Annotated in this window: 15 protein-coding genes; 10 read left to right on the plus strand and 5 right to left on the minus strand. The window is 73.4% G+C overall.

The genetic code is table 11. From position 1 onward, the window contains the following. Positions 1 to 14 precede the first annotated feature (14 nt). Positions 15 to 1,670, plus strand: coding sequence for a polysaccharide deacetylase family protein (locus ACFRIC_RS02235; protein ID WP_382778574.1), 1,656 nt, complete (start codon positions 15 to 17; stop codon positions 1,668 to 1,670). A gap of 84 nt (positions 1,671 to 1,754) precedes the next feature. Here the strand turns inward: ACFRIC_RS02235 and ACFRIC_RS02240 are convergent, their stop codons facing one another. Together ACFRIC_RS02240 and ACFRIC_RS02245 are read right to left on the minus strand one after the other, a co-directional pair. After that, positions 1,755 to 2,663 carry a transporter substrate-binding domain-containing protein gene (locus ACFRIC_RS02240; RefSeq protein ID WP_382778575.1) on the minus strand — a complete coding sequence of 303 codons (909 nt, stop codon included), beginning with the start codon at positions 2,661 to 2,663 and terminating at the stop codon, positions 1,755 to 1,757. Between the two features lie 131 nt (positions 2,664 to 2,794). After that, positions 2,795 to 3,601 carry an inositol monophosphatase family protein gene (locus ACFRIC_RS02245; RefSeq protein WP_382778576.1) on the minus strand — a complete coding sequence of 269 codons (807 nt, stop codon included), beginning with the start codon at positions 3,599 to 3,601 and terminating at the stop codon, positions 2,795 to 2,797. 182 nt (positions 3,602 to 3,783) lie between these two features. Here ACFRIC_RS02245 and ACFRIC_RS02250 point away from each other — a divergent pair, with 182 nt between their 5' ends. The 5 genes from ACFRIC_RS02250 to ACFRIC_RS02270 all read left to right on the plus strand — a co-directional run bounded on the left by ACFRIC_RS02250 (position 3,784) and on the right by ACFRIC_RS02270 (position 16,980). Next, a complete protein-coding gene (locus ACFRIC_RS02250) occupies positions 3,784 to 4,650 on the plus strand; it encodes a DUF4132 domain-containing protein (RefSeq protein ID WP_382778577.1) in 867 nt (288 codons plus the stop codon). Continuing rightward, the gene (locus tag ACFRIC_RS02255) at positions 4,647 to 9,548 is read left to right on the plus strand and encodes a DNA-binding protein (protein WP_382778578.1); all 4,902 of its coding nucleotides are present in this window, start codon (positions 4,647 to 4,649) and stop codon (positions 9,546 to 9,548) included. The genes ACFRIC_RS02250 and ACFRIC_RS02255 overlap by 4 nt, the downstream gene beginning before the upstream one ends. Before the next feature lie 261 nt (positions 9,549 to 9,809). Next, the gene (locus tag ACFRIC_RS02260; protein WP_382778579.1) at positions 9,810 to 10,970 is read left to right on the plus strand and encodes an AAA family ATPase; all 1,161 of its coding nucleotides are present in this window, start codon (positions 9,810 to 9,812) and stop codon (positions 10,968 to 10,970) included. Beyond that, entirely contained in the window at positions 10,967 to 14,920 is a 3,954-nt protein-coding gene (locus tag ACFRIC_RS02265; RefSeq protein ID WP_382778580.1) for a DUF5682 family protein, read from the plus strand. The genes ACFRIC_RS02260 and ACFRIC_RS02265 overlap by 4 nt, the downstream gene beginning before the upstream one ends. Then, entirely contained in the window at positions 14,917 to 16,980 is a 2,064-nt protein-coding gene (locus ACFRIC_RS02270; RefSeq protein WP_382778581.1) for a hypothetical protein, read from the plus strand. Before ACFRIC_RS02265 ends, ACFRIC_RS02270 begins: the two co-directional genes overlap by 4 nt. Here ACFRIC_RS02270 and ACFRIC_RS02275 read toward each other — a convergent pair whose 3' ends face one another. From ACFRIC_RS02275 to ACFRIC_RS02285, 3 genes are read right to left on the minus strand one after another with little or no spacing between them, the layout of a single operon-like run. Further along, complete coding sequence (locus ACFRIC_RS02275; protein WP_382778582.1) at positions 16,981 to 17,430, minus strand: response regulator; 450 nt, start codon at positions 17,428 to 17,430, stop codon at positions 16,981 to 16,983. Further along, positions 17,427 to 19,037: a CHASE3 domain-containing protein gene (locus tag ACFRIC_RS02280; protein ID WP_382778583.1), complete on the minus strand. Its 1,611-nt coding sequence runs from the start codon at positions 19,035 to 19,037 to the stop codon at positions 17,427 to 17,429. The genes ACFRIC_RS02275 and ACFRIC_RS02280 overlap by 4 nt, the downstream gene beginning before the upstream one ends. Positions 19,038 to 19,090: 53 nt before the next feature. Then, positions 19,091 to 20,308, minus strand: coding sequence for a PP2C family protein-serine/threonine phosphatase (locus tag ACFRIC_RS02285; RefSeq protein WP_382778879.1), 1,218 nt, complete (start codon positions 20,306 to 20,308; stop codon positions 19,091 to 19,093). Between the two features lie 177 nt (positions 20,309 to 20,485). Here ACFRIC_RS02285 and ACFRIC_RS02290 point away from each other — a divergent pair, with 177 nt between their 5' ends. The 4 genes from ACFRIC_RS02290 (at position 20,486) to ACFRIC_RS02305 (ending at position 23,866) form a co-directional block, all read left to right on the plus strand. Continuing rightward, positions 20,486 to 21,223 (plus strand): TOPRIM nucleotidyl transferase/hydrolase domain-containing protein, encoded by a 738-nt coding sequence (locus ACFRIC_RS02290; RefSeq protein ID WP_382778584.1) that lies wholly within the window; start codon positions 20,486 to 20,488, stop codon positions 21,221 to 21,223. Positions 21,224 to 21,394: 171 nt separating this feature from the next. Continuing rightward, positions 21,395 to 21,829: a hypothetical protein gene (locus ACFRIC_RS02295; protein ID WP_382778585.1), complete on the plus strand. Its 435-nt coding sequence runs from the start codon at positions 21,395 to 21,397 to the stop codon at positions 21,827 to 21,829. 105 nt (positions 21,830 to 21,934) lie between these two features. Then, positions 21,935 to 22,900, plus strand: a complete 966-nt coding sequence (locus ACFRIC_RS02300) for an NAD(P)H-dependent flavin oxidoreductase (RefSeq protein ID WP_382778586.1) — start codon at positions 21,935 to 21,937, stop codon at positions 22,898 to 22,900. Positions 22,901 to 23,260: 360 nt separating this feature from the next. Continuing rightward, the gene (locus ACFRIC_RS02305; RefSeq protein WP_382778587.1) at positions 23,261 to 23,866 is read left to right on the plus strand and encodes a hypothetical protein; all 606 of its coding nucleotides are present in this window, start codon (positions 23,261 to 23,263) and stop codon (positions 23,864 to 23,866) included. Positions 23,867 to 23,924 lie beyond the last annotated feature (58 nt).

A 23,924-nucleotide genomic window follows, 5' to 3' on the forward strand; every position in this document is an offset into this window, starting at 1 on the left:
GGGAGCGTGCTCTGATGGCTCCGTGGCGCGAGCCCGCCACCGTCGTCGTGCACGACCACGGCAACGGTCCGGAACCCTGCTTCCGTGGTCACTACGCCGACACGGCCGCCCACGACCGCGGTCGTGGCCGCCGACACGGGTGGGGCCGGGGCTGGACGCAGTGGCCCGTCCGCGTCCTGCTCGGAGCCCTCACGCTCTCCGTGGTGGTGGCGTCGGGTGCCGCGGGCATCGAGCGCTACCTCAGCCGCAAGTACATGTCGCCTCAGGCCCCGCTGACCCAGGCATCCGTCACGACCGCGGACAAGGCCGGCTGGACGAGACAAGGCGGAGGCCTGCCGGACCACGCTCCGCCCGTCGTGCTGACGTTCCACGACGTCAACAAGAGCAGCAAGAGCCCGTACGCCCTCACCCCGAAGGCGTTCGACGCGCAGCTCACCGCCCTGGAGAAGGCCGGCTACCGCACGCTGACCGCGAAGCAGTTCACCGCCTACATGAACGGTGGTCCGGTGCCCCGGCGTTCGGTGCTGCTGACCTTCGACGACGGCACCGACGGACTGTGGAAGTACGCCGACCGCATCCTGGCCAGGCACAAGATGCACGGCACGATCTTCCTGATCACCGGGTCGATGGACAAGCACCGCCCCTACTACCTCACCTGGCGCGAGATCGAGCGGATGAACCGGTCGGGCCGATGGGACTTCCAGAGCCACACTCGGGCCATGCACAGCGTCAAGCAGGTGGACGGCGCAGGCAACACGGGCGCACCGCTGATGAACCGCCTGTGGCTGGAGGACGAGGGGCGGCGGGAGAACACGGCCGAGTACCGCGCCCGGGTGCTCCACGATCTCGCCGGATCCGTCAAGGACATCGTCGGCCACGGCATGCCGACGCCGACGATGTTCGCCGTCCCCTTCTCCGACGGACCCGGTCAGCAGGACGCCGACTCGACGGACTCTCAGGCCAGGCATCTGCTCAAGGAGCTGTTCCCGCTCGTGATGACGGACCATTCGAGCGTTCCGCTCACGGCCAGCCGCCGGTCCGCGACGGCGGGGCTCGTCCAGCGGGTCGAGGTCTACGCCCGGACCACTCCCGACCAGATGCTCACGGACGTCGCGAAGAACGTCCAGGTCCCGGCCGACGCGCACCGGCCGCTGGCCGAGCCGGAGAACTGGGGAGGACGCCAGACCCGTACGAGCTTCGACGTCTTCCTCGGCAAGGCGCCCGCGTCGGCGCGGACGCCCCGGTACGCCAAGGCGGACTACCGGCCGAACAGCAGCGTGGACTGGACGGACTACAGCGCCACCGCGCTGCTCGGGTCGCTGGGCAACGGCACCAACCAGGCCGCGCTGGGGGTCCGGACCAACAGCAAGGAGCCGGTGACCGTGGTGATCACCAGGAACCGGGCGACCCTGCTGGCCAACGGCTACAAGGTGGCATCGGGACCGCTGGACCCGAAGTCTGATCACACCGTGACGGTCAAGGTCGGGCGCAACACCACCACGGCGTACGTCGACGGCGGGGTGAAACTGAGCCATGTGTCGGACCAGCCGTCCGATCAGCTCTCCGGCGGCGTCACCATCCGGTCGGGTATCAACCGGGCCGGGAACCAGTGGCCGGTCTTCAAGTCGCTCGACGTCTCACCGCTCGCGGACGCGTCGCGCCACGGATGACCCGGCGGCCGTACGGCACTTGGTGGGTTCGTCGCGTTCCGGTGTGACCGGGACGGACGATCCCACCCCGTGTCGGGTGCCCTCTCAGGTGCCACTGTTGATCGTGGCGTCGGTCACCGCGCCCTCGCTGACGTTCCATCTCTTCAGGACTTCCATGTAGGAGCCGTCCCGGATGGCGGCGTCGAGGGCGGCCTGGATCGCGTCCCGCAGCCGTGTGTTCGAGCTGAGCACCGCGATGCCGTACGGGCCGGCGCCGATCTGTTCGCCGGCCATCTCGAAGTCCTTGCCGCCGCCCGCCGTCTTCACCGCGTAGGCGACCACCGGGAAGTCGGCGACGTCGGCCGCCACGGCGCCGCTCTTGAGGCGGGCCTGTGCCTCGTCATGGGTGTCGTAGGCCTCGATGTCCATCGGCTCGTCGCACCTCTGGGACTGGAGCAGGTCGTACGTGGTGCTGCCGCTCTGGACGGCCACCTTCTTGCCGCAGAGATCGGCCAGTGTCTTGACGCCCTCGGGGTTGCCCTTCTTCACCATGATCGACGAACCGGCCTCGAAGTAGTCGACGAAGTCGATGTCCTCGCCGATCTTCTCCCCGGTGGCGGGGTCCAGCCCCTCCTGACGGTCCTTGGTGTCGGTCATAGCGGACATGACCACGTCGTAGTGCCTGGCCCGCAGACCGGTGAGCAGGGTGTCGAGCGCGCCGTTGACGAACTGGAACCGCACGCCCAGTTGCCTTCCCAGGACGGCGGCCAGGTCGGGATCGACGCCGGTCGGCCTGCCGTTCCGCACGAACTCCATCGGTGGATAGAGCATGTCCGAGCCGACCCTGACGACCCCGGACCGCTTCACCGACTCCGGAAGTTCGTCGTGCAACGGCGCCTCGGCCGTGCCGGACGCGGAGGGCGAGGCCTTCTTCGGGGCGTCGTCGCCGCAACCGGTCAGGGCCAGGGCGGCGGCGACGGTCATCGCCCCGAGCGCGGCGAGGCGTTTCCTCATCCGGACAGCTCCTCTCGGGCGCCCTGCCGGGCCGCGAACCGGCACGTCACACCCGTAAGTGATCATCACCTCTCATTAGGTCATTTCGTCACTTTTCATGTCAACGTCCTGAGGTCGTTCCGGGGTGTCGTTCACGCATGCGGCCGTGGCTCTCCGGTCATCGACATGAGCAGGCGGTGGGTCCCGGCGTCGGCGGCCACCACGAGTCCCCGGCCGGACGGCCCGATCGGGGCACCGTCGATCCCGGTGACGACGCAGCCCGCCGCCCTGCACAGGGCGATGCCGGCCGCGAAGTGCACGCTCCCGGACAGGTCGCCGCCGTCCGTCACGTACGCGGCGCGCTTGCCGGCGGCGACCCAGGCCAGGGCCAGCGTGGTGGACCCGACCCGGGGCCGGAAGCGTTCCACGAACTCGGGCCGGGCCAGCAGGTCCACGGCGCGGAATCCGGGCGCGCCCGGGAACGGCGGGTCCAGGTTGACGTCCACGAGCCCGGTGGCGGACGAGGGCACCAGCCGGGCATCGGCACCGTCGCGGCGCACCCACGCGGTCTCACCGTCGGTGAAGTAGATCTCGCCGCCGAACGGGTCGGCCACCGCCGCCGCACCGCCGCGCAGCGCCACGTTGACGGCCACCAGCAGGGTGCCGACCGCGTAGTTCAGCGTGCCGCACAGCGGGTCCACCAGCCACTGGCGCTCGGCTCCCGCGACACCCTGCGGCCCGCTCTCCTCACCGAGCACGGCGTCATCGGGCCGGGCCTCCCGGAGGATGTCGAGGATCCTCTTCTCGGCCTCCACATCGGCGGTGGTCGCGAAGTCTCCGCCGCCCTTGTCGATGCGCGCGAGACGCCGCCCGTACAGGGCCCGCACCACGTCCGCCCCGGCGCCGGCCGCGGCTGTCGCGACCGCGGCATCGTCAAGTCCCGCATACGAGTTGCTCACCTCCGGCACGATATCGGCGGGGGGCGCGGGTCGGGTGCGGCCGCCGGGATCTGTGGGGCCGCGGGGCCGATTGTCAGTGGCCGCCGCTAGCGTTCGCTGCATAGTCGCACTCCGCCCGGGACGCACTGACCTGGGTGAACTGTGCTCTGATCCGGTGTTCTTGACGCGGAAGGCTGTGGCTCGTGGGGTGGGTGTCAGCGGGTGACGGGTATGAAGTCGCCCTTGTGGAGGGGCGGGTGGCGGCGCGTGCCACCTCGGGCCGGTCGGCGGGGCGGCAGCTCAAATCGCTCCCGCGCGCGCTGAAGGACCACCCGGAGGTGGACCGGTTGCGGCGCTTCGCCGAGTGGCTGGACCGCCACGCCACGGCGTGTGTGGCACAGGTCGACGCGTGGATGGTGTCGTCGCTGCCCGTGCCCACCGGCCTGCTGGCCCGGGTGTGGCCGGACGAGGCCTGGCAGTCCGCGCTGCGCGATCTGGTGGTGGTCGGCGACGACCCCGACGACGTGGGCTTCCTGCGCGGCGCCACCGACGCCGGCGAGCTGATGCTGGTGAACCTGGACGGCGAGACGGTCCGGATGGCCCCGCGCACGGTCACCCTGCCGCACCCCGTGCTCCTCCCGGACCTCGACGATCTGCGCGAGTTCGCGGCCGAACTCGGCATCGTCCAGCGCGTCGAGCAGATCCACCGGGCCACCTGGCGGCAGCCCGGGGACCTGCGCGCCAAGGCCACCGAGGTGAGGGACTTCGCCGGTGGCTCGTTCCGCTCCCGCTTCGCGCTCGCCGCCCGGGCGAGTTCGCTCGGCTACCGCGTGTCCGGCGGATACGCGACCGCCCGGGTGCGGGACGGCGGACGCGGCCTCGAATCCTCGGTCTGGATCGGGGAGCCGTACTGGGACAGCGAGGTCGAGACCGGGGCGCTCACCTGGCGGGACCAGGACGGCCGCGCCCTGCCGCTGGGCGAGGTGGGACCGGTCGCCTGGTCGGAGGGGATGCGCATGGCCGCGGCGCTGTACGCGGGCCGCGTCATCGAGGAGGGCAAGAACGCATGAGCGGGGGGACGCAGGTGTCGTACGAGGAACTGCTGACGGCGGGCGCGGTGCTGCCGCCCGGCACGGAGGGGGCCGGCGAACTGGGGGTGCCGCTGACGGCGCGGACGTACCGTCACCCAGGCCTGGACGACCGGGTGGTGGTCCGGCTGGTCGCGGGCGAACTGGGCGCCGCGGAGGACCTGGCCGCCGGGTTCCTCGGCCTGGAGCAGGACGCCGAACCCGTCGTCGTCGGATTCGGGCCGCGCCAGTCGCTGGGCTTTCCCGAATGGGTGCTGGTGCACCACCCGAAGGACGGTCACCACGCGCTGCGTGTGGTGCCGGACCTGGAGCGGGCCGGACGCCAGGCCAAGTCCCGTCCGAAGGCCGCCCTGGACGCCTTCGTGGAACTCGGGGAGCGGCTGGCCGCGTCGGTGCCGCACTTCCTGCCGACCTTCTACGAACAGGCCGGACGCGTGTTCCTCGCGGAGGAGAACGCGACCTACGCGGCCCAGCTCTTCACCCGGGCCCGCAAGGCCGAGGCGGAGCACGGTCTGACGGTGCAGGAGGAGCGGCTGGACGCCGTGTTCCTGGAGTTCGCGCTCGCCGGGGCCCTCCCGGTCAAGGTCCTGTCGGCCTACGCGAGGGAGCTGTCGGCGCGTGTGCCGGCCGAGGACGCGCTGCGGCGCTTCACCCGGCTGTGCCTGCGCCGGACGGCGGGCGGGCTGCCGCCGTCGGCGCAGATGGCCAACGACCTGCGCAAGCTGGCCCGCGCGGCCGGCCGGGACGCGAACCTCGCCGAGCAGGAGTACGTGTCCGAGCTCCTCACCCTGCCGGCGACGCTGCGCGCGGCGGCCGGCTGGTGGAAGGGACACCGCACGGCGCTGGTCGCCCTGGCCGCGCGCGAGCCGCGGGCGCGGGGCACCCTGCTCGATCTGATGCCCGCCGCTCACGACAGCGACATGCCCGCGATGTGGCTGGAGCTGCTGGAGGCCTCCGGAGCCACCGCCGGACTGTGGGACGCCTCCCTGCCCGACGAGCAGCGGCCGCAGGACGGTGCCGCGGGCTGGCTGGAGCGGTTCTTGAACTACCGCCAGCGGGCCCGGTCCTGGCGCGACTCCAGTCGCATGGCCGAGCTGTATCCGCTGGTGGAACGGACGGCGGACCGGCTGCGGGCCGAACTCGCCGCCTCCGGCGCCTCGTTGAGGGTCGTCCACGATCTCGATCTGATCGACCTGCTGCTGTCGCTGGACGTCCCGGTGGCCGCTCCGCGGAAGGGCGACGCGCTGCTGCTGACGCAGTGGTCCCTGGGCGAGGGCCGCCGCGACCTGCTGTCGGTGGCCGCGGACAACCGCTTCCACGGGGCCTTCCGGCGGGGCGCGGACCGGTTCGGCAACGACGACCAGTCGCTGCGGGCGATCGCCCTCCTCGCGTCCTCTCCGGGCGGCGGTCCCCTGCTCGCGGACTGGGTGCGTACGGTCGTACGGCGCTTCACCGCGGTCGGCCTGCCGCAACTGCCCGATGCGCTGGCCCGGCTGAAGTGGCTGCCCGCCGAGGCGCTGGCGTTGGCCGAGGACGAGGTGCGGGCCGCCGCCGGCACCGACCTCGCACCGGTGCTGGCGCGCACCCTGCGGGCGGGGCTCTTCGACGAACTCGGCTGGCCCGCCTGGGAGGACGCGGTCGCGTCTCTCGTCCCCAAGACCGACGTGGAGGACGTGGTCGTCGCCGACGCCTGGCCGCACCTCGTCGTGGCCGGGGCCGCCCAGGCGCGGGTCATCGGCGCCGAGGGCACGCTGCTCACCCACGACCTTCGGATCCCGGCGAACGGCACCTGGGGCGATCCGGGCTTCCACCATGTGGACGGAGAGCTTCTCGTCTACTGGAACGACCGCACCGAGGGCCTGCGCGGCTACTGGCACCCGCGCCCCGACCGCCTCGTGTCGCTGGAGGGCGCCCGGAACACCCGCGGCACCCGGATGGACTGGTACCAGGGCCACGGGCCGATCACCCTGCCGCTGGCCGACGGCGGCCGCACGACCGGCGGCGGCGTCCTGCACGCCGGGGACACCACCCTGCCCGAGGAGCGGCAACTGCTCTGCGACGGCGTCTCGTACTGGGTGTGGTGCGCGGACGGCGGCGCGCACGACTGGCACGAGTACGACCCGGCGACGGGTGAGCACGGCCGCGCGAGCAGGCCCGCCTTCTTCACCGACGCCCTGCGGGACGCCCCCGAGGGCAGCACGTTCGCAGGGGGCCGGCTGAGCCCGTCACCGACCGCCGGCACCCGGCCCGCCTCCGCGCCCGTGGACGGTCTGGTCGGCCTGCGCGTGGTGACGCTGCCCGACGGCTCCGTGCGCGCCCAGGATCTGGCCGGGCACACGGTCACCCTGCCCGCGGACGTCGGCCGGCCCTCGACGCTGGTGGTCTTCCCGGGCTCGCAGGAGGCACGGGGGATCGTCCGTGAGAGCTGGAGCCTCGCCATCGTGGACGCGGACGGCGTCGTCACGTCCGTGGCAAAGACCGACCGCGCGCCCGGAGCGTTCGGCGAGGGCTCGCTGCTGCTGCCGCCGGTGCAGTACTGGGAGTGCCTGACGGCGCGCGACCCCGAGGGCTCCGCGGCACTGCGGAACGTCGACCGCGACACGGCGGCGGCCCTGCTGTCCGCCGCGGGTGACGAGGACAAGGACGTCCTCCTCCAAGCGATCCGCTCCCGCCTCCCCGTCACCCACGACGCGCTGGTCGCGGGGATCGCCGGTGTCGTCCGGCACGCGGGCGGTCAGCAGGCCGTCCTGGACGCGGTGGCGGCCCGCCTCACCCGCGCCCTCGACGGCGGCCCGCAGGAGGAAGGCCCGGCCGGACCGCCGGACACCGTGCTCCTCGACGCCACGAACGGGCTGTGCGGATCGACCCGCTCCTGGTGGAACCGGGACGACGAGGCCGACACCGTCTTCCGCGCCCTGCGCGAGATGAAGCGGGCGGCCAGCCTCTCCGGCACTCCCGCCACCGAGGCACCGGAGGGGCTCCTCCACCTCGACGGACGACGGATCCCCGTCGGCCAGCCGCATCTGGAGACCCTGCTCGACCGCGTGCCCGCCCTCGCCTTCCGCACAGCGGCCCTCACCACCCCCGACGACCACCGTGCGGCCCTGCGGGCGCTGCTCGCCGAGGTCGACGCACTGGACCTGGCCACGACCGCCGAGTCCTCGCACTGGCGGGCCGTGGAACTGCGCCTGGGGGCGGGCGTGCTGCGCACCCCGTCGGGCGAGTGGCGCGAGGGCGCCTGGAACGGACTGCTGCCGCTCGGCGGCGGTTCCTTCATCGCCGTGGTGGGACGTGTGTCGCAGGGCGAGGACGGCTGCGTCTTCACCGGCTTCTTCCACGATCCCGCCGGCCGCTTCGAGACTCCGGAGCCCTACGAGCTCCACAAGTCGGCCCCGCTGGGCGTGGACCCGTACGCGGGCCGCCTCGGCGCGTTCCTCGCGGAGCTGTCCGCGCGGGGTCCGGCGCCCTGGTTCCCGCGGGCGGCCGAGGAGTTCGCGCGGCTGACGGGCGTCACCGACACCATGGCCCGGCTGATCGTGGCCGGTCTGCCCCAGGTCGACGTCTACGAACGGTCGTTCCTGACCGCGCAGGCGTGCGCGGCCATCGGGGTGAAGGCCGCCGCCGCGGCCGTCGCCAAGGAGGAGCTGCACCAGGTGGATCCGGCGATCCGTGCCGCGGTCGTGGCCGCGCTGCTGCCCGCCGAGCCTGCCCGCCTGTGGACCGAGGGCCCGGACTGGGCCGCCGCGGCCGAGGTCTGGAACGCCGGGGTGGGCCGACGGGCCGCCGTGCCCGAGGAGTTGCTCGCTGACGCGATCCGCGCCTTCAAGCACGGCCAGTGGAACGTCCGCCAGGCACTGCCCGCACTGCTGGACCCGGCCGGTGAGCCCCGGCTCACCCGTGACCTGGAGTGGGCGGTCGACGGTGACCGGGTCAAGTGCGTCGACCAGGACGGGGCCGGATTCGGCGGGCCGGTCCTGACGGGCTTCGTCGGACTCGCCGCCTGGCTCGCCCACCGGCTGCCCGCCGGCGATCCGATCCGCGCCGCCCTGCCCGCCACGCTCGACGTCGTCCGCGACCGGCTGTCCCACCCCGGGCTGATGCTCGACCTCAACCAGTACGTCAGCCTCACCGCCTTCCGGAAGACGGCGGGCGCACCGACCGAGGTCGGCAAGGGTTACGAGCGCTACGGCGCCGTCGTCCTCGCCACGCACGACGACCAGCCCTCCCCCGCCCTGCGGGTCTCCCTGCTCGACGAGGCGGGCCAGGACCCGTACCTGCCCGCGCTGCGCGTCGACGGCCAGCGCCCGTACCAGGTGGAGGTGGCCCTCCGCCTCGCCCGCTCGGCCGGCTTCGAGGCACTGCTCGCCGATCCCGGCGACCCGCAGGCCGGCGGGCGTTCTGCGGACGGCACCTGGTGGCCCCAGGACCCGACCCGATCGGTGCCGGATCTGGTGACCGAGGCCGCCAAGGAGTACGACCTCGGTGAGGACGCCGCCGCGCTCTACCTGATGCTGCTCGCCCTGCCCGACCCGACGGACCGGATGACGGCCCGCTGGACGGGGTGGAAGCCCGCCCGGCTCAAGGCGGCCCGCGCCGAACTGGCCGCCACCGACCTGGTGGTGGAGGCCAGTCGCACCCGGGCCGGGCGCTCGCTGTTCCTTCCCGGCGGCTGGGTGGTGCCGAAGGCTCCGCGCGTTCCGCTGGAGCAGTGGAAGCGGCCGCTGTACGAGGACCTGCTGTGGCAGGAGGAGGCCCTGCTCGCCGTGATCGTGCCGACCGAACCCGTCGCGGACCTGTACCGAAGGGCCTGGCAGCGGGTCCGGGAGGGCGACGGGCCCCGCTTCGAGGAGTTCGCGCTGCGGACGGGCCGCCGCCGCTGACCCACCGCCGGGGCCCTGGCCGCACCGACCCGCCCCCTGGGCCCCGGCGGGGCCGACCCGACACCGGGGCCCGGGCACGGCCGGCACGGGGCGGGGCTCCGGCGCCCTCGGGCACGGGCCCCGCCACCATCCGGCGCCCGCGACGCACCCGGCCGTCGAACGCCCCGTACACCTCCGCACCTCACGACCCGCCTGATCACCGCACGCCCCGGACACCATCCGCAACTCACCCCACACGTACCCGTCGAGCAAGGAACACGCATGACCCCGACCGACACGGCGACCGCCCTTCCGGCACGGCAGACCCTGCCCGCCGAGGAACGCCACGCCACCGAACTCGCCTTCCTCGCCGCCCACGACACGGGCCCCCGCCCGCCCGGCTGGCGGCTGACGCCGCGCGCCGTCATCACCTTCGTGTGCGGCAGCGGTGGCGAGCCCCTCGTCCTGCCCGAGCGCCACGACACGCTGCCCGACAAACTCGTCATCGCCCCCAAGTTCGTCGGCGAACGCGCCCTGGTGGAACGGTGTGTCGTCACCCTCGCCGGGGAGCGTGGTCTCCTGCTGGTCGGTGAGCCGGGCACGGCCAAGTCGATGCTCTCCGAGCTGCTGTCCGCCGCCGTCTCCGGCACCAGCGCGCTGACCGTCCAGGGCACCGCGGGCACCACCGAGGACGCCCTGCGCTACGGGTGGAACTACGCCCTGCTGCTCGCCCAGGGCCCGACGCCGCAGGCACTGGTCGACTCGCCGGTGCTGGCCGCCATGCGCGCCGGGCGGGTGGCCCGCGTCGAGGAGATCACCCGCTGTCTGCCCGAGGTGCAGGACGCGCTGGTGTCGATCCTGTCCGACCGGCGGATGAGCGTGCCCGAACTGGCCGGCACCGACGACGCCCAGGTCGCGGCGGCCCCCGGGTTCACCGTCATCGCCACCGCCAACCTGCGCGACCGCGGTGTCTCGGAGATGTCGGCCGCGCTCAAGCGCCGCTTCAACTTCGAGACCGTGCACCCGATCGCCGACGTCGACGCCGAGACCGCGCTGGTGCGGCGGCAGGCCGTCGCGGCCGTGGAGCGGGCGGGCGCCGCCTTCGGCGTCGACGACGCCGTCCTGGACGTGCTCGTCACCGTGTTCCGCGACCTCCGCGCCGGCCGGTCGGCCGAGGGCTGGGACGTGGAGCGGCCCGGCACGGTCATGTCGACGGCCGAGGCGGTGCAGGTCGCGGTCTCCCTCGGCGTGGCCGCCGCGTACCTTCCCGGCGCCGACTCCCTCGACCTGGTCCCCGGTCACCTGCTGGGCGTCGTCCGCAAGGACGACCCCGCCGACCACGCACGCCTGCTCGGCTACTGGGACGGCCCGGTGCGCCGCCGCGCCGAGGACGGCTCCGCGCTGTGGCGCAGGCTCTGGGACCTGCGGGAGAACCTCCGGTGACGTACACCCAGGAACCACGGGCGGCCGTCGCCGCCCTCGCCGACTCGGTGGCGCCGTACCTGCTGGGGGTACGGCACCACAGTCCGGCGCTCGCCTCGGCGGTGCCCGCCCTGCTCGACGCCTGCGCGGCCGAGGTCGTGTGCGTGGAACTGCCGGCCGACTTCCAGGCGTGGCTGCCTCATCTGGCCGCGCCGGGCACCCTCGCCCCGGTCGCGCTCGCCGGGGCCGGTGAGAACGGCAGGCTCGGCTTCTATCCGTTCGCCGACTTCTCCCCGGAGCTGGCCGCGGTCCGCTGGGCGCGGGACCGGGGAGCGGACGTGGTGTGCTGCGATCTGCCGATGTCCGATCCGCGGTGGAACGCGGACGGTCCCTTCCCGCCGGGGGACACGTCGCCGACCCCTGCCGGCGACACGCGGTCCGCCCCTTCGCGTGGCACGCGGTCCGCGGTGGCCGAGGAGGTTGCCGTCACCCCTGCCGTCTCCTTCGGGAACGCGCTCGCCGCGTCCGGGACCGGCCGTGACGGTGACGATCTGTGGGACCGCTGTGTGGAGGTCCTCGCCCCGGGATCCACTCCCGAGGCGATCCGCCGGGCCGCGCTCGGTGTCGGCTGGGCGCTGCGCAGCGACGCCGAGGCCTCGGGCGGTGCTCCGGCGCTCGACCTGGCCCGTGAGGCGTACATGCGCGAGACCATCGCCCGCACGGCGGTCGGCGGGCGCCGGGTCGCCGCCGTCGTCGGCGCGTTCCACGCCCCGGCGCTGACGGCGATCGCGCCGGTGGCGGACGTGGGGCCGGGCGCCGATCCGATGCCGGGTTCAAGCTCAGGTTCAGGTTCGACCTCGAGCTCAGGTTCAGGTTCAGGTTCAGGTTCAGGCTCGAGCTCAGATTCAGGCTCGAGCTCAGATTCAGGCTCGAGCTCAGATTCAGATTCAGCTTCCGGTTCCGGTGGCGCCGACGGGGTCTCGACGCAACCCGGACTCTGCGCTCGGACGAATGCCACAGAGGACGTCCGTCTCCGCACGAACGCCGCGGAGGTCGTCACCTCGCTCGTCCCCTACGCCTTCGATCTGCTGGACTCCCGCTCCGGTTATCCGGCGGGCATCCGGGACCCTCGCTGGCAGCAGGCCGTGTTCCGGGCCGGCGGCGACCCCGAGCGGGTGCGGGAGGCGGCCGCGCGTGCGGTCACCGACGTGTGCCGGGAACTGCGTGCGGCCGGGCACCCGGCCGGCACGGGCGAGGCCGCCGAGACCCTGCGGATGGCGGACGACCTCGCGCGCGTCCGCGGGCTCGCCGCACCCGGACGGGGCGAGGTCCTCGAAGCGCTGACGAGCGTGATGGGCCAGGGCGAACCGCTGGGCCGCGGCCGTGCTCTCGCGCGGGCGCTCGAAGTGGTCCTGGTCGGCACCGAGCGGGGCCGCGTCGCACCGGGCACGCCCCGCTCGGGGCTCGGCCCGTGCGTGGAGGCGGAGGTCGCCTCCCTCCGCCTGCCAGGACCCGACGACCCCGCGGCGCGTGAGCTGCGGCTCGATCCGCTCCGCTCCGCTCTCGACGGCCGCCGCGAAGTCCTCCTCCAGCGTCTCGCCGTGTGCGGCGCGGGCTATGGGGAGACCGTGGCGGTGGCCGGTACGGGCGACGGGTCCGCCCTCACCACGCGCTGGCGGGTGTCATGGACGCCGGCCGTCCCCGTACGTCTGGATCTGGCCGGGATGCGGGGTGTGACCCCGGCCCTGGCCGCCGAGGGCACCCTGCGGGAGACCTTCCGCCGGGAGTCCGCGGACGGCGGGCCCACCTGCGCCCTCGTCCTCGCGTCCCTGGGCGCCGCCGCCCGCTGCGATCTGCCCGCGCTCGTGTCGGAGCGGCTCGCCGATGCCGCCGAGCTGTTCCCGGCCGCGGCCACGCTTCCCGAACTCCTCACCGCGCTCGACCTGTTGGAGGCCCTGTGCCGCGGCCATCTGCCCGGCACCGACCCGGACACCCGGCAGGCCGCCGCCGAACTGGCCACGGATCTGCTGGAGTCGGCGGTACGCACCCTGCCCGGGCTGGCGGGCAGTGACCGTCCGGAGGACACGGCCGCGCTGATCGAACTGGCCTCGCGGGCCGGTGAACACCGCCTCGGACTCCGGATGGACGACGCGCTCGGCACCCTCGCCCGCACCGGCTCCCCACTCGTCCAGGGCGCCGCGCTGGCCGCCCGGGTGCTGCTCGACCTCGACGACGCCACCGTCCTCGGCGCCCGGACCGCGGGCTGGATCGACACGGCCACCGGCCCGGAGTCACGGCATGGGCTGGGCCGCCGTCTCGGCGGGCTGCTCAGCGGCGCGGCCGCCCTGCTCCAGTCGGCGCCGACGGCGCTCGACCCGCTCCTCGACCGCGTGGACACGCTCGGCGACCAGGACTTCCTGGACCGGCTTCCCGCCCTGCGCGGAGGCTTCGACACGCTGACCCCGGCGGGGCGCGACCGTCTCCTGCACACCGTGACCGAGCGGCTCGGTGACCGTCCCGACCTGTCGCTCACCGCCGCACCGCACCTCCTGGCGCTGTGGACGGCCGCGGACGCGGCGGGACGCGCGGCCCTCGGCGCGCTGGGTCTGGCCGCCGACACGGACCTCGCCGCAGCGGGCGACTCCGGGATCGGCGCGATCCCCGGCCCGCCCGAGGCCGGCCCGCCCGAGCCCGAGCCGGCCGCGTCCGAACCCATCGCATCGCCGCAGGCCCCGCCCACCGCACCGTCGCGCACCGGGATCACCGCACCGTCGCGCGCCGCGATCGCCGCAGCCCCGCGCTCGGCAACCACGGCGGCCTCCACAGCGCCGTCCGCCGATGTCCGGATCACGCCCGCCGACCGCTGGCGGCTGCTTCTCGGCCGCGAGACCGACAAGCTCCCGAAGAACGCCCGCCGGTACGCGCACGCGCTCGACGAGCTGTACGGGACCGGTCGCGGTGAGGGCTCCTACGACCTCGGCCGGGAAGGCGGCGCCTCCGGACAGGGCGGCGGCCGGGAGGCGTCCTTCCCGACGGCCCGCGAATGGGCCGCGGAGCTGGAGGCCCTGTTCGGGGCACAGGTCAGGGAAGAGGTGCTGGCCCGCGCCGCCGACCAGGGCCGCAGCGACGTACTGGCCGAACTCGACCCGGCCTCGGTCCGCCCCTCGGTCGACCTGCTGACCTCCGTGCTGTCCCTGGCCGGCGGGATGCCGGAGAAACAACTGGCCCGGCTGCGCCCGCTCGTACGGCGTCTGGTCGACGAACTGGCCAAGGAGCTCGCCACCCGGATGCGCCCCGCCCTCACCGGGCTCGCCACACCTCGCCCCACGAGGCGGCCCGGAGGCCGGCTCGACCTGCCGCGCACCCTTCGGGCCAACCTCGCCCACACCCACCGCACGGCCGACGGACGAACCGTGGTGGTGCCCGAGCGGCCGGTGTTCAGCACCCGCTCGCGCAAGGAGGCGGACTGGCGCCTGATCCTCGTGGTCGACGTGTCCGGGTCGATGGAGGCCTCCGTCATCTGGTCGGCGCTGACGGCGGCCGTCCTGGGGGGCGTGCCCACTCTGTCGACGCACTTCCTCGCGTTCTCGACGGACGTGATCGACCTGACGGACCGGGTCGACGACCCGCTGTCGCTGCTCCTGGAGGTACGGGTCGGCGGCGGCACCCACATCGCGGCCGGGCTGCGTCACGCCCGCTCCCTGGTCACCGTGCCCAGCCGGACCCTCGTGGTCGTGGTGAGCGACTTCGAGGAGGGCTACCCGCTGGGTGGACTCCTCGGCGAGGTCCAGGCCCTGGCGACCTCCGGGGTGCGTCTGATGGGCTGCGCCGCTCTGGACGACACCGGCACCCCGCGCTACTCGGTGCCCGTCGCGCAGCAACTCGTCGCGGCCGGCATGCCCGTCGCCGCGCTCAGTCCCCTCGCCCTCGCCCGCTGGGTGGGCGACCGTCTCCGCGGAGAAGCCCGTTGAACCCCGAACTGCCCCCGGTGGCACCCGATGTGGTCGCCTCCGCCGTGGAGGGCCTGACCAGCAGGCTGCGCAAGAAGCTGGACGCCACGATCACTTCGTACGCGGCCCTGCCGGTCGTCGCGGACGGCGTGGTCCGGCGCGTTCGGTGCGGTGAGGACGCGGAGGTCGCCCTCACGCCCGGCGCGTCCGGCTCGGTCACGGACGCGGGTCAGGTGGTGTGCAGTTGCCTGCTCGCACCCCGGTGCCTGCACAGGGCCGCCGTCCTCGGCGCCTGCCCGCTGGCCGACCCGGAAGCCGAAGCGGAGACCGCGGGCGGCGGGGAATCGGTGGGTTCGGAGACGGTGGCCGACGGGGCCTCCGACGCCGCGCCCACTGCTGCTCCCGTAGCCGCTCCGACCGCTCCTCCCGGCGCCCCTCCGTCCGCGCTTCCCGTCGCTTCTCCGGCCGCCCCTCTCGGTGTCTCCGCGGCCGGCGCTCCCGGCGGCTCGCGCACCGCCGCTCCCACCGCGTCGCCCGCCGGGGGATCCGCCGGGCAGCCCATCGCCGGAACCGGCATCGAGGCCGAGGAGGTTGTCTCCCTCACCGAGGCCCAGCGGGCCGCCGCGTCCGAACTCTGGTCGGCGGCCGCGGCGTTGCTCGCCGCCGGGGTGCCCGCCGCGGGCGCGGTTCCCCAGGCCGAGTTGCTGCGGGCCGCGCACACGGCCCGGCTCGCCGGACTGCACCGCGCCGAGGCGGCCGCGCTGCGGGTCGTCCGCGGGCTGCGTGGCGCGCGTGCCCGCCAGGACGGCCACCGGCTGGCCGACCTCGTCGCACAGGTACGGGAACTGCTCCTCACCACGGCCCTGTTGGGCTCGCAAGCCCCGGGGTCCGCACTGATCGGCACCGCCCGTCGCGCCTACCGGCCGGGCGGCAGCCTGCGCGTCCACGGGGTGTGCAGTGAGCCGGTCATCGCCGCGACCGGCTACAGCGGCGTGGTCACCCATGTCGTCGCCGAGGACGGCCGCTGGTACTCGGTCGCCGACGTCAAGCCGGGCGGACCCGCTCGTGCCCAGGGCGCGGTCACCGCGACCGTGGCGCTCGGCTCGGGGAACCTCGATCACGCCCAGCTCTCCCGCGGCGGGCTGCTGATCTCCGGTGCCACGGTGTCCGCGGACGGCCGGCTCGGCTCCGGAAAGGGGGTGCGGGCGACTCCGCTCGCGGGCGGGTCGTGGTCCTCGGGGCCGCTCGCCGCGCTGTTCGGGCGTCCGCTCGCCGCGACCGTCGCCGAACGGCTGGGCGCGGCGCCGGACGCCGACCCGGAGCGCGCCGAGCAGGCGGCCCGGGAGCTGGTCGGCTGCGATCTCGTCATCGTCGGGGCGGCCGGGGACCACCTGATCGCCCGGGAGCTGCCCGCCGGACGGCCGGACAGTGAGGGCATCCTGATGCGGCTGGCCCCGGCCGCCGACCACCCGGGGCTCACCCACACGGCCAACTTCCGCCGGCTCGCTTCCCGGCCGGGGCTGCGATTGCGGCTCGTCGGCCGCCTGGACCCGGACCGCGCCGCCACGCTCCGCCCGCTGGCCGTCGCGCCGCTGCCGGGAACGGAGGCGACGCTGCGGCTGCCCGCGGAATGGCAGGGGCACGCAGACCTGGGCTACAACCGGCTGGAAGGCTCCCACTTCCCGCCACAGGATGTCGTAGAGGCCGCCGCGGTGCCCGCAGTGGACGGGGCGGCCCACGAAACGCCGGATCCGCTGGCGCAGGCCCCGCTGTGGCGGCTGCGGCAACTGGTCGAGGTCGCCGTGTCGGGCGGCCGCAGAGCGGTGGCGGAGCCCGCGCGCGACGGCGACCTGCGCGGGGACGGACCGGCCTTGCGGCGCGGTGGTTTCCCGACGGCCGCGGATCTGGCGGCGGGCCTCACCGCGGAGGCCGACCGGCGGACGCGTGACGTCTTCGGCCGTGCCGGCGGGGCCGATCCGGACCGCTACGCCCGTGCCTGGCTCGCCGCCGCCGTCTATCTCGCGGGCGTCGAACGAGCCTTGGTCCAGGCGACCTGGCAGCCGGCGGCCGCCGGTTCCTGATCAGCCGTTCTGGCGTGGCAGGCGCACCACCTGCACGAAGAAGTCGTCGATCTGGCGGACGGCCGCGATGAACTGGTCCAGGTCGACGGGCTTGGTGACGTAGGCGTTGGCGTGCAGTCTGTAGCTGCGCAGGATGTCCTCCTCCGCCGCCGAGGTGGTGAGGACGACGACCGGGATGTGGGAGAGGGCAGGGTCCGACTTGATCTGCTCCAGGACCTGACGGCCGTCGTACTTGGGCAGGTTGAGGTCGAGGAGGATCAGGTCGGGCCGGGGCGCGTCGGCGTGGGCGCCGCGCCGGTAGAGGAAGTCGAGTGCCTCCTCGCCGTCGCGCACCACGTGGAGCGTGTTGCCGATCTTGTTGTCCTCGAACGCCTCCCGGGTCATCAGCTCGTCGCCCGGGTCGTCCTCGACGAGGAGGACGTCGATGGGGGTGCCGGCGGGAGTTGTCATATCAGGGCCTTGTCCTCGGTGCCGTCGTGAAGGGTGTCCGCCGTGTCGGCGGACGGGAGGGTGAAGCAGAAACGTGTGCCGTCGGTGTGGGTGGTGTCGATCCAGATGCGGCCGCCGTGGTATTCGACGATCTTCTTGCACAGCGCGAGGCCGATGCCCGTCCCACCGTAGGCATCGCGGGCGTGCAGCCGCTGGAAGATGACGAAGACCTTCTCCTCGAACTCACCGGGGATCCCGATGCCGTTGTCCGTGACGCAGAAGCGCCAGGCGCCGGAGTCCTCCGGGTCGCGCGCGCAGGTGATGTTGATGTGCGGGGTGCGGTCGGGGTGACGGAACTTGACGGCGTTGCCGATCAGGTTCTGCCAGAGCATCGTGGCCAGGGTCGGATCCCCGACGACCTGGGGGAGTTCGTCCGGCCGGTCGATGCGTGCGCCGCTGTCGGCGACCGAACTGTCCAGGTTGGCCAGTGCCTTGTTGAGGGCCTGGTCGAGATCGATCGGCAGGCGGGCGTCGTTGACCCGGCCGACGCGGGAGAAGGTGAGCAGGTCGTTGATGAGGATCTGCATGCGCTTGGCGCCGTCGACGGCGAAGCCGATGTACTGCCCCGCGCGGTCGTCCAGTTGGTCGCCGTAACGCTTCTCCAGCAGTTGGCAGAACGAGGCGACCTTCCGCAGGGGTTCCTGCAGGTCGTGGGAGGCCACGTAGGCGAACTGTTCGAGTTCGGCGTTGGAGCGGCGGAGCTCGACGGCCTGCGCGTCCAGGTCGGCGGTCTGCCGGGTGAGGATCTCCCGCTGCTCGCGAGACGCGCCCAGTTCGGCGACGATGCGCTGACGCATGTTCTCGACGTCGCCCGCCACGGCGGTGAGGTCGACGGGCCCGCCGCCGGCGATGACATGGTCGAAGTCGCCCTGCGCCACCCGCCGGGTGGCGATGCGCAGGTCGTCCAGCGGACGTGTCACCAGGGCGCGGATCAGGAACGTCAGCACGACACCGGTCAACAGGAACACCACCACCATGGCGGTGAGCACCGCGTCGCGGATCTTCCGTGAGGACTCCAACTGGTCCTGGCCGTCTTCGACCGCCGCCGCCAGTCCGGCGATCTGCTCGGCCGAGGCGCCACGGATACGGTCGAAGGACTTCTTGCCGCGTTCGGCGGTCGACGAGTCGATCGTGCGCGGCTTGCCCGGTGTGATGCTGCCGACGAGGGGTTCGGCGTAGGTCCGCCGCCAGTCGGCCGCCCGCTTCTCGACACTCTCCAGATCGCCGAGCAGTTCGGAACGGTCGCCGATGAGGGCACGCAGCCGGGCGACGGCGTGTGCCTCGTCCTGCTGTCCCTGTTCGTACGGGGCAAGGAACTGTCGGTCCGCCGCGATGGCGTAGCCACGGATGCCCGTCTCCTGGTTCACCAGGGCCGCCTGCAGCCGGTACGCCTCCGTCTGCGCGGGCTTGACGTCCAGGAGCAGATGGTCGGTGACCGAGGCCGTCCGCTGGAGCAGCGCGCCCCCGATCACGGCGCCCACGATCACCACCAGGGACATGAGCGCCAGTACCAGCCTGATCCAGCCCTGTACCGTCAGCCGACGTCCGGCCCATCGTGCGCCGGTCATGTTCCGTGTCCCGTCCTCGAAGTCAGTTTTCTCACGCTCGCCGTTCACCGGCGTCAGCGCCAGCGCAGATAGAGCACGGCGACGTCGTCGGCCAGCCCGCCCTGCGCCTCGGCCAGGGTCTCGGCCCGGTCGATGAGTCCGTCGACGAACGCCTCCGGAGGCCGACCGGCCAGCTCACGGGCCATCGTCAGCAGTCCTTCCTCGCCCAGCCGCTCCGTGCCGCGGCCCACGCGCCCCTCGAAGAGGCCGTCGGTGAACAGCACCATTGCGGTGCCCTCCGGGAGCGGCACCTCCTCCACGGGCCAGCGCGCCCCGCCCGGAACGATGCCGAGCGCGGGGCCGCCCGGGACCTCCACCCACTCGACCCCTCCGGTCCCGCACAGCAGAACGCCGTGATGACCCGCGCGCACCATCCGGGCGCTCCGCCGGCCGGGGCCGACACTGAGGATGACCAGGGTGGCGAAGACCCCGCTCTTGGCCCGCTCCGCCAGCAGGATCTCCTCGAGCCGACCCACCTGGTCGGCGCCGGTGACACCGCTGAGCACGAGCGTACGCCAGGCTATGCGCAACGCGACCCCGAGGGCCGCCTCGTCCGGACCGTGCCCGGACACGTCACCGATCAGGGCGTGCACGGTGCCGTCGGCGGTCTGCACGATGTCGTAGAAGTCACCGCCCAGGAGCGCGTGTGCCCGGCCGGGGCGGTAGCGGGTCACGACCTCGACGCCGTCCCCGCGCAGCAGCGGGCGCGGCAGCAGGCCGCGTTCCAGACGGGCGTTCTCCCGAGCCTGCATCTGGCTGGCCTGCAGGGCCACGGCGTCCCGCTCGGCCTGCTTGCGCTGGATCGCGTAGCGGACCGCCCGTCCGAACAGCTCGGGCTCGACCCGGCCCTTGACCAGGTAGTCCTGCGCGCCCGCGGCCACCGCCGCCAGACCGGTCCCCTCCTCGGCGAGTCCGGTGAGGACCACGACGGCGACGTGCTCGGCGCGCTCGCGCACTCTCGACACCGCTTCCAGGCCCTGCGCGTCCGGGAGGTGCAGGTCGAGCAGTACGCAGTCGGGGACCTCGGACGCGAGCACGTCACAGGCCTCGGCCATCGACCGTACCCAGCGCAGGCGCATGCCGAGCGCGCTGTCGGCGACCATCTCCTCCACGAGCAGCGCGTCGCCCGGGTCGTCCTCGATCAGCAGCACTGACGGCTCTTCCGTCCCCCAGGCCGCGGCGCGCTCCAGCTCGGGCGAAGCCACGCCGGCAGCCCCGGGCTGCGACGTCATCATTGAATGAACCCCCACACCCGCCACCACTCCGCCGCTTCATGACGGACAACTCCGCGAGCATACTCACGCCCGCACGAACGTACGTGGGGAGGACTTCGGGGAGGACTTCATGGTCGGGGCGCCGCCGCCGGAAATTCGATACCCCGCCGGGCGGGAAGGGCTCAGACTCGGCGCATGACCGACATGGGGGCGTTCCGGGAGACGGTGACCACCTGGGCGGCCGGCGGCACCGGGGACCTCGCGCGCGAGTCGGCGGCCGCGTTGTCCGTGAAGACGGTCGTCCTGCTCGAAGGGCCGAGCGATCTCGCGGCGGTCCAGGCACTCGCCGAGAGCCGCGGCCGGGACCTGGAGGCCGAGGGAATCTGCGTCCTGGCGATGAACGGCGCCATGAGCGTCGGCCGCTTCGCCCGCATCCTCGGCCCGACGGGCCTGGATCTGCGTCTCACGGGACTGTGCGACGAGGCGGAACGGGGTTACTACGCCCGGGCCCTGGAAGAGAACCCACCAGAGCGGGAACAGAACGCCTCGAAACGGGATCAACATGCCGTGGCACGGGATCAGCATGCCGTGGAACGGGAACGAAACACCATGGAACGGGCACGGAACGCCGTGGAAGGCGACGGGGCACGGCGAAGCGCGTTCTTCGTCTGCTCGGCCGATCTGGAGGACGAACTCATCCGTGCGCTGGGAGTGCCCCGGGTGGAGGAGTTGATCCAGGCGGAGGGCGATCTACGGGCCCTGCGGACCTTCGTCCGCCAGCCCGCCCAGCACGGCCGCTCCCCCCAACGGCAGTTGAGGCGCTTCCTCGGCACGAAGAAGGGCCGCAAGATCCACTACGGCCGCGTCCTCGTCGAGGCCCTCCCACCCGACCGCGTACCGGCCCCGCTCGACGCGTTGCTCGCCGACGTGTGACCGCTCCGTTCGGCGCGCGCACGCGTGAGGACCGATCGGCCCGCGTCCATGCTCGCCCCGTCCTCGACGGGCCCGGGACGAGAGCTGGTGATCCCTCTGGTGATCCCTGGCGCCAGGAGCCCGGCTTCTAGAGTGAGGCGTCAGGGCTGAGCGGCAGGGCGGGGAGGACGCGTGACGGAGATCGAGGTTCCTGGGCCGGAGCCGGACTGGGAGAGCGCGCCTTCGTACCAGGGTGGGAAACGAAACCCGGCGTTGCAGGCCGGCATGTGGGAGTACGCGGCGAGTTCGTTCCGGCTGGTCGCCGGCCTGTCGCCGTCCCTGGAGGTCCTGGCCGCGCGGCTGCGCTTGGACATCGAACAGAGCTGGGAGGATCTGGGCCGGGTGGAGGCGGCCATGTTCAGAGTCAAGAGGATCGATTTCGCGCTCAGCCGTCTGGAGGGCAACCCCTCCCCCGATGTCTTCGTCTGGGTCCACCGCGCTCAGTCCGACGTCGATACGGCGCTCGGCATCCTGCTCGACGCTCTCGGTGTCGGCCAGGAAGCCATCACCTTCCGCGACGACGGCGTGGGCGGATTCGTCGACCCGCGGAGCGCTCCCCGGCCCTGACGCCTGGAGGCCACCGTCCTCGCGGCTTCGCGAATGCCGGGACCCGATTCTGGCGGCAGGTCCCGCAAGCACATGATGGCGGCCGAGAAGGGGATGATTGCCGTCATGGCCCTGTCGACCGCGTTCACGGCGTTGTTCGGTGTCGAGCATCCGATCGCCCTGGCTCCCATGGGCGGATCGGCCGGCGGTGAGCTGGCCGCGGCCGTCTCGCGTGGGGGCGGACTCGGTCTGCTGGGTGCCGGAGGGGGTGATCCGGACTGGCTCGCGCGTGAGCTGCCGATCGTCGCCGGGGCCGGGAAGCCGTGGGGCGTCGGGTTCCAGACCTGGGCGGTCGGCCCGGCCGTGATCGAGCAGGCCCTGGAGTTCGGTCCGGCGGCCGTGATGTTCTCGTTCGGCGATCCCGGCCCGTACACCGAACGGGTCCGTGAGGCCGGTGCGGCCGTGATCGTCCAGGTCACCGATCTCGACGAAGCCAGACGGGCATTGGACGTCGGGGCGGATGTCGTCGTGGCGCAGGGCACGGAGAGCGGCGGGCACGGCGCCCGGCACGGACGGTCCACCCTTCCGTTCGTGCCCGTCGTCGTGGACCTGGCCGGGGGCGTACCGGTGCTGGCGGCGGGCGGGATCGCGGACGGCCGGGGTGTCGCGGCGGTTCTGGCTCTGGGCGCCGCCGGGGCGGTCATCGGCACCCGTTTCCAGGCCACCGCCGAGGCCCTCGTCGATCCGTCGACCGCGAAGGCGCTCCTGGACGGGCACGGTCAGGACACGGAGCGCAATCGGATCCTGGACATCGCCCGGAGCTCCCGATGGCCGTCGAAGTACACGGCTCGCACGCTGGGTCACCCGTACCTCGACCGATGGCGGGGCCGGGAGGCGGAACTCGCGGCGGATCCCGAGGCGGCACGCCTGGCGTATCAGGCCGACGTGGCGAGCGGGGACGTGCCCGCGCAGCCGGTCTGGGCGGGCGAGGGCGTCGACCTCGTCACCGACCTGCCGCCCGCGGCCGAACTCGTCGCCACCCTCGCGTCCGAGGCCGGTCAGGCACTGGCCCGCGCGGGACGCAGCACGTGACCGAGGCGGTCAGGCACTGGCCCGCGCGGGACGCTGCACCTGACCGGGGCGGCGCATGGGCGCCGGAGCAGCCGCCACCGCTGACATGAACCCCACTTCCCTCCTCGCGCACCACGCCAGGTGCGACTTGACGAAAGACGGGAAGTCGTACTGACGGAATGTCACCATTGCCGCGAGAAACCGTCCGAGTCCGCCCCTCAGCCCCCGGGGAGAGCCACCGTCGGCCTCCGCCCTGGTTGGCCCCTACTCCTTTGACCGCTGCCCCCTTGACCTCTGCCGCCTCGACCGCCGGCACAGTGCCACCGCTCGCCCCAGCTCGCCCTCTGCTCGCTCCCCCATCGCCGGAACAGGAGCACGCCCATGCGCCTTTACGCCCAGACCCCAGCGCGTCGGAGCCGTCAGGTGGTCGCCGACCTGATCGCCGTGGCACTCATCGCGGCCGCGGTGAAGTTCGCCCTGGTGGTCCACCACGCGATCATGCTGCTGGCCGAGCCGGGGCGAGAGGCCCAGAGCGCGGGCAACAGTCTCTCCAGCGGTCTCGACGACGCCGGCGACGCGGCTTCGAAGGTGCCGCTCGTCGGCGACACCCTGAAGAAGCCGCTCCGGTCCGCCGCCGACGCGGCCACCGGCCTGTCCGACGCCGGGCAGTCGCTGGAGGACCTGGTGGGGCGCGTGGCCCTGCTCGCCGCGATCGCCCTGATCGTGCTGTCGGTGGCGTTCGTCCTGGTGCTGTGGCTTCCGCCGCGCGTTCGCTGGATCCGGCGCAGTACCACCACCCGTCGTCTCCTGGACGCTCCCGGAGGCGCGGACCTGCTCGCGCTGCGCGCCCTGACGGGACCACAGCGCGCCCTCATGGCAGTCCCCACCCCACCCGGCGGCCTGGCCGACGCCTGGCGCCGCGGCGACCAGCGGGTGATCGCGGACCTGTCCAGGCTGTCCCTCAGGCAAGCGGGCCTGCGACCGTGACGACGGCGACAGCGACAGCGACAGCGACAGCGACAGCGGTACGGAACGCCAACCTTGG

This window comes from Streptomyces sp. NPDC056738 (genome assembly GCF_042790435.1).
GTDB lineage: Bacteria > Actinomycetota > Actinomycetes > Streptomycetales > Streptomycetaceae > Streptomyces.

Excerpts from the sequence above, each read along its gene's own strand:
- ACFRIC_RS02240 (WP_382778575.1), bottom strand. The coding sequence starts at position 2,663 with ATGAGGAAACGCCTCGCCGCGCTCGGGGCGATGACCGTCGCCGCCGCC.
- ACFRIC_RS02305 (WP_382778587.1), top strand. The coding sequence starts at position 23,261 with ATGCGCCTTTACGCCCAGACCCCAGCGCGTCGGAGCCGTCAGGTGGTC.
- ACFRIC_RS02260 (WP_382778579.1), top strand. The coding sequence starts at position 9,810 with ATGACCCCGACCGACACGGCGACCGCCCTTCCGGCACGGCAGACCCTG.
- ACFRIC_RS02290 (WP_382778584.1), top strand. The coding sequence starts at position 20,486 with ATGACCGACATGGGGGCGTTCCGGGAGACGGTGACCACCTGGGCGGCC.
- ACFRIC_RS02235 (WP_382778574.1), top strand. The coding sequence starts at position 15 with ATGGCTCCGTGGCGCGAGCCCGCCACCGTCGTCGTGCACGACCACGGC.
- ACFRIC_RS02285 (WP_382778879.1), bottom strand. The coding sequence starts at position 20,308 with ATGACGTCGCAGCCCGGGGCTGCCGGCGTGGCTTCGCCCGAGCTGGAG.
- ACFRIC_RS02255 (WP_382778578.1), top strand. The coding sequence starts at position 4,647 with ATGAGCGGGGGGACGCAGGTGTCGTACGAGGAACTGCTGACGGCGGGC.
- ACFRIC_RS02280 (WP_382778583.1), bottom strand. The coding sequence starts at position 19,037 with ATGACCGGCGCACGATGGGCCGGACGTCGGCTGACGGTACAGGGCTGG.
- ACFRIC_RS02300 (WP_382778586.1), top strand. The coding sequence starts at position 21,935 with ATGGCCCTGTCGACCGCGTTCACGGCGTTGTTCGGTGTCGAGCATCCG.
- ACFRIC_RS02275 (WP_382778582.1), bottom strand. The coding sequence starts at position 17,430 with ATGACAACTCCCGCCGGCACCCCCATCGACGTCCTCCTCGTCGAGGAC.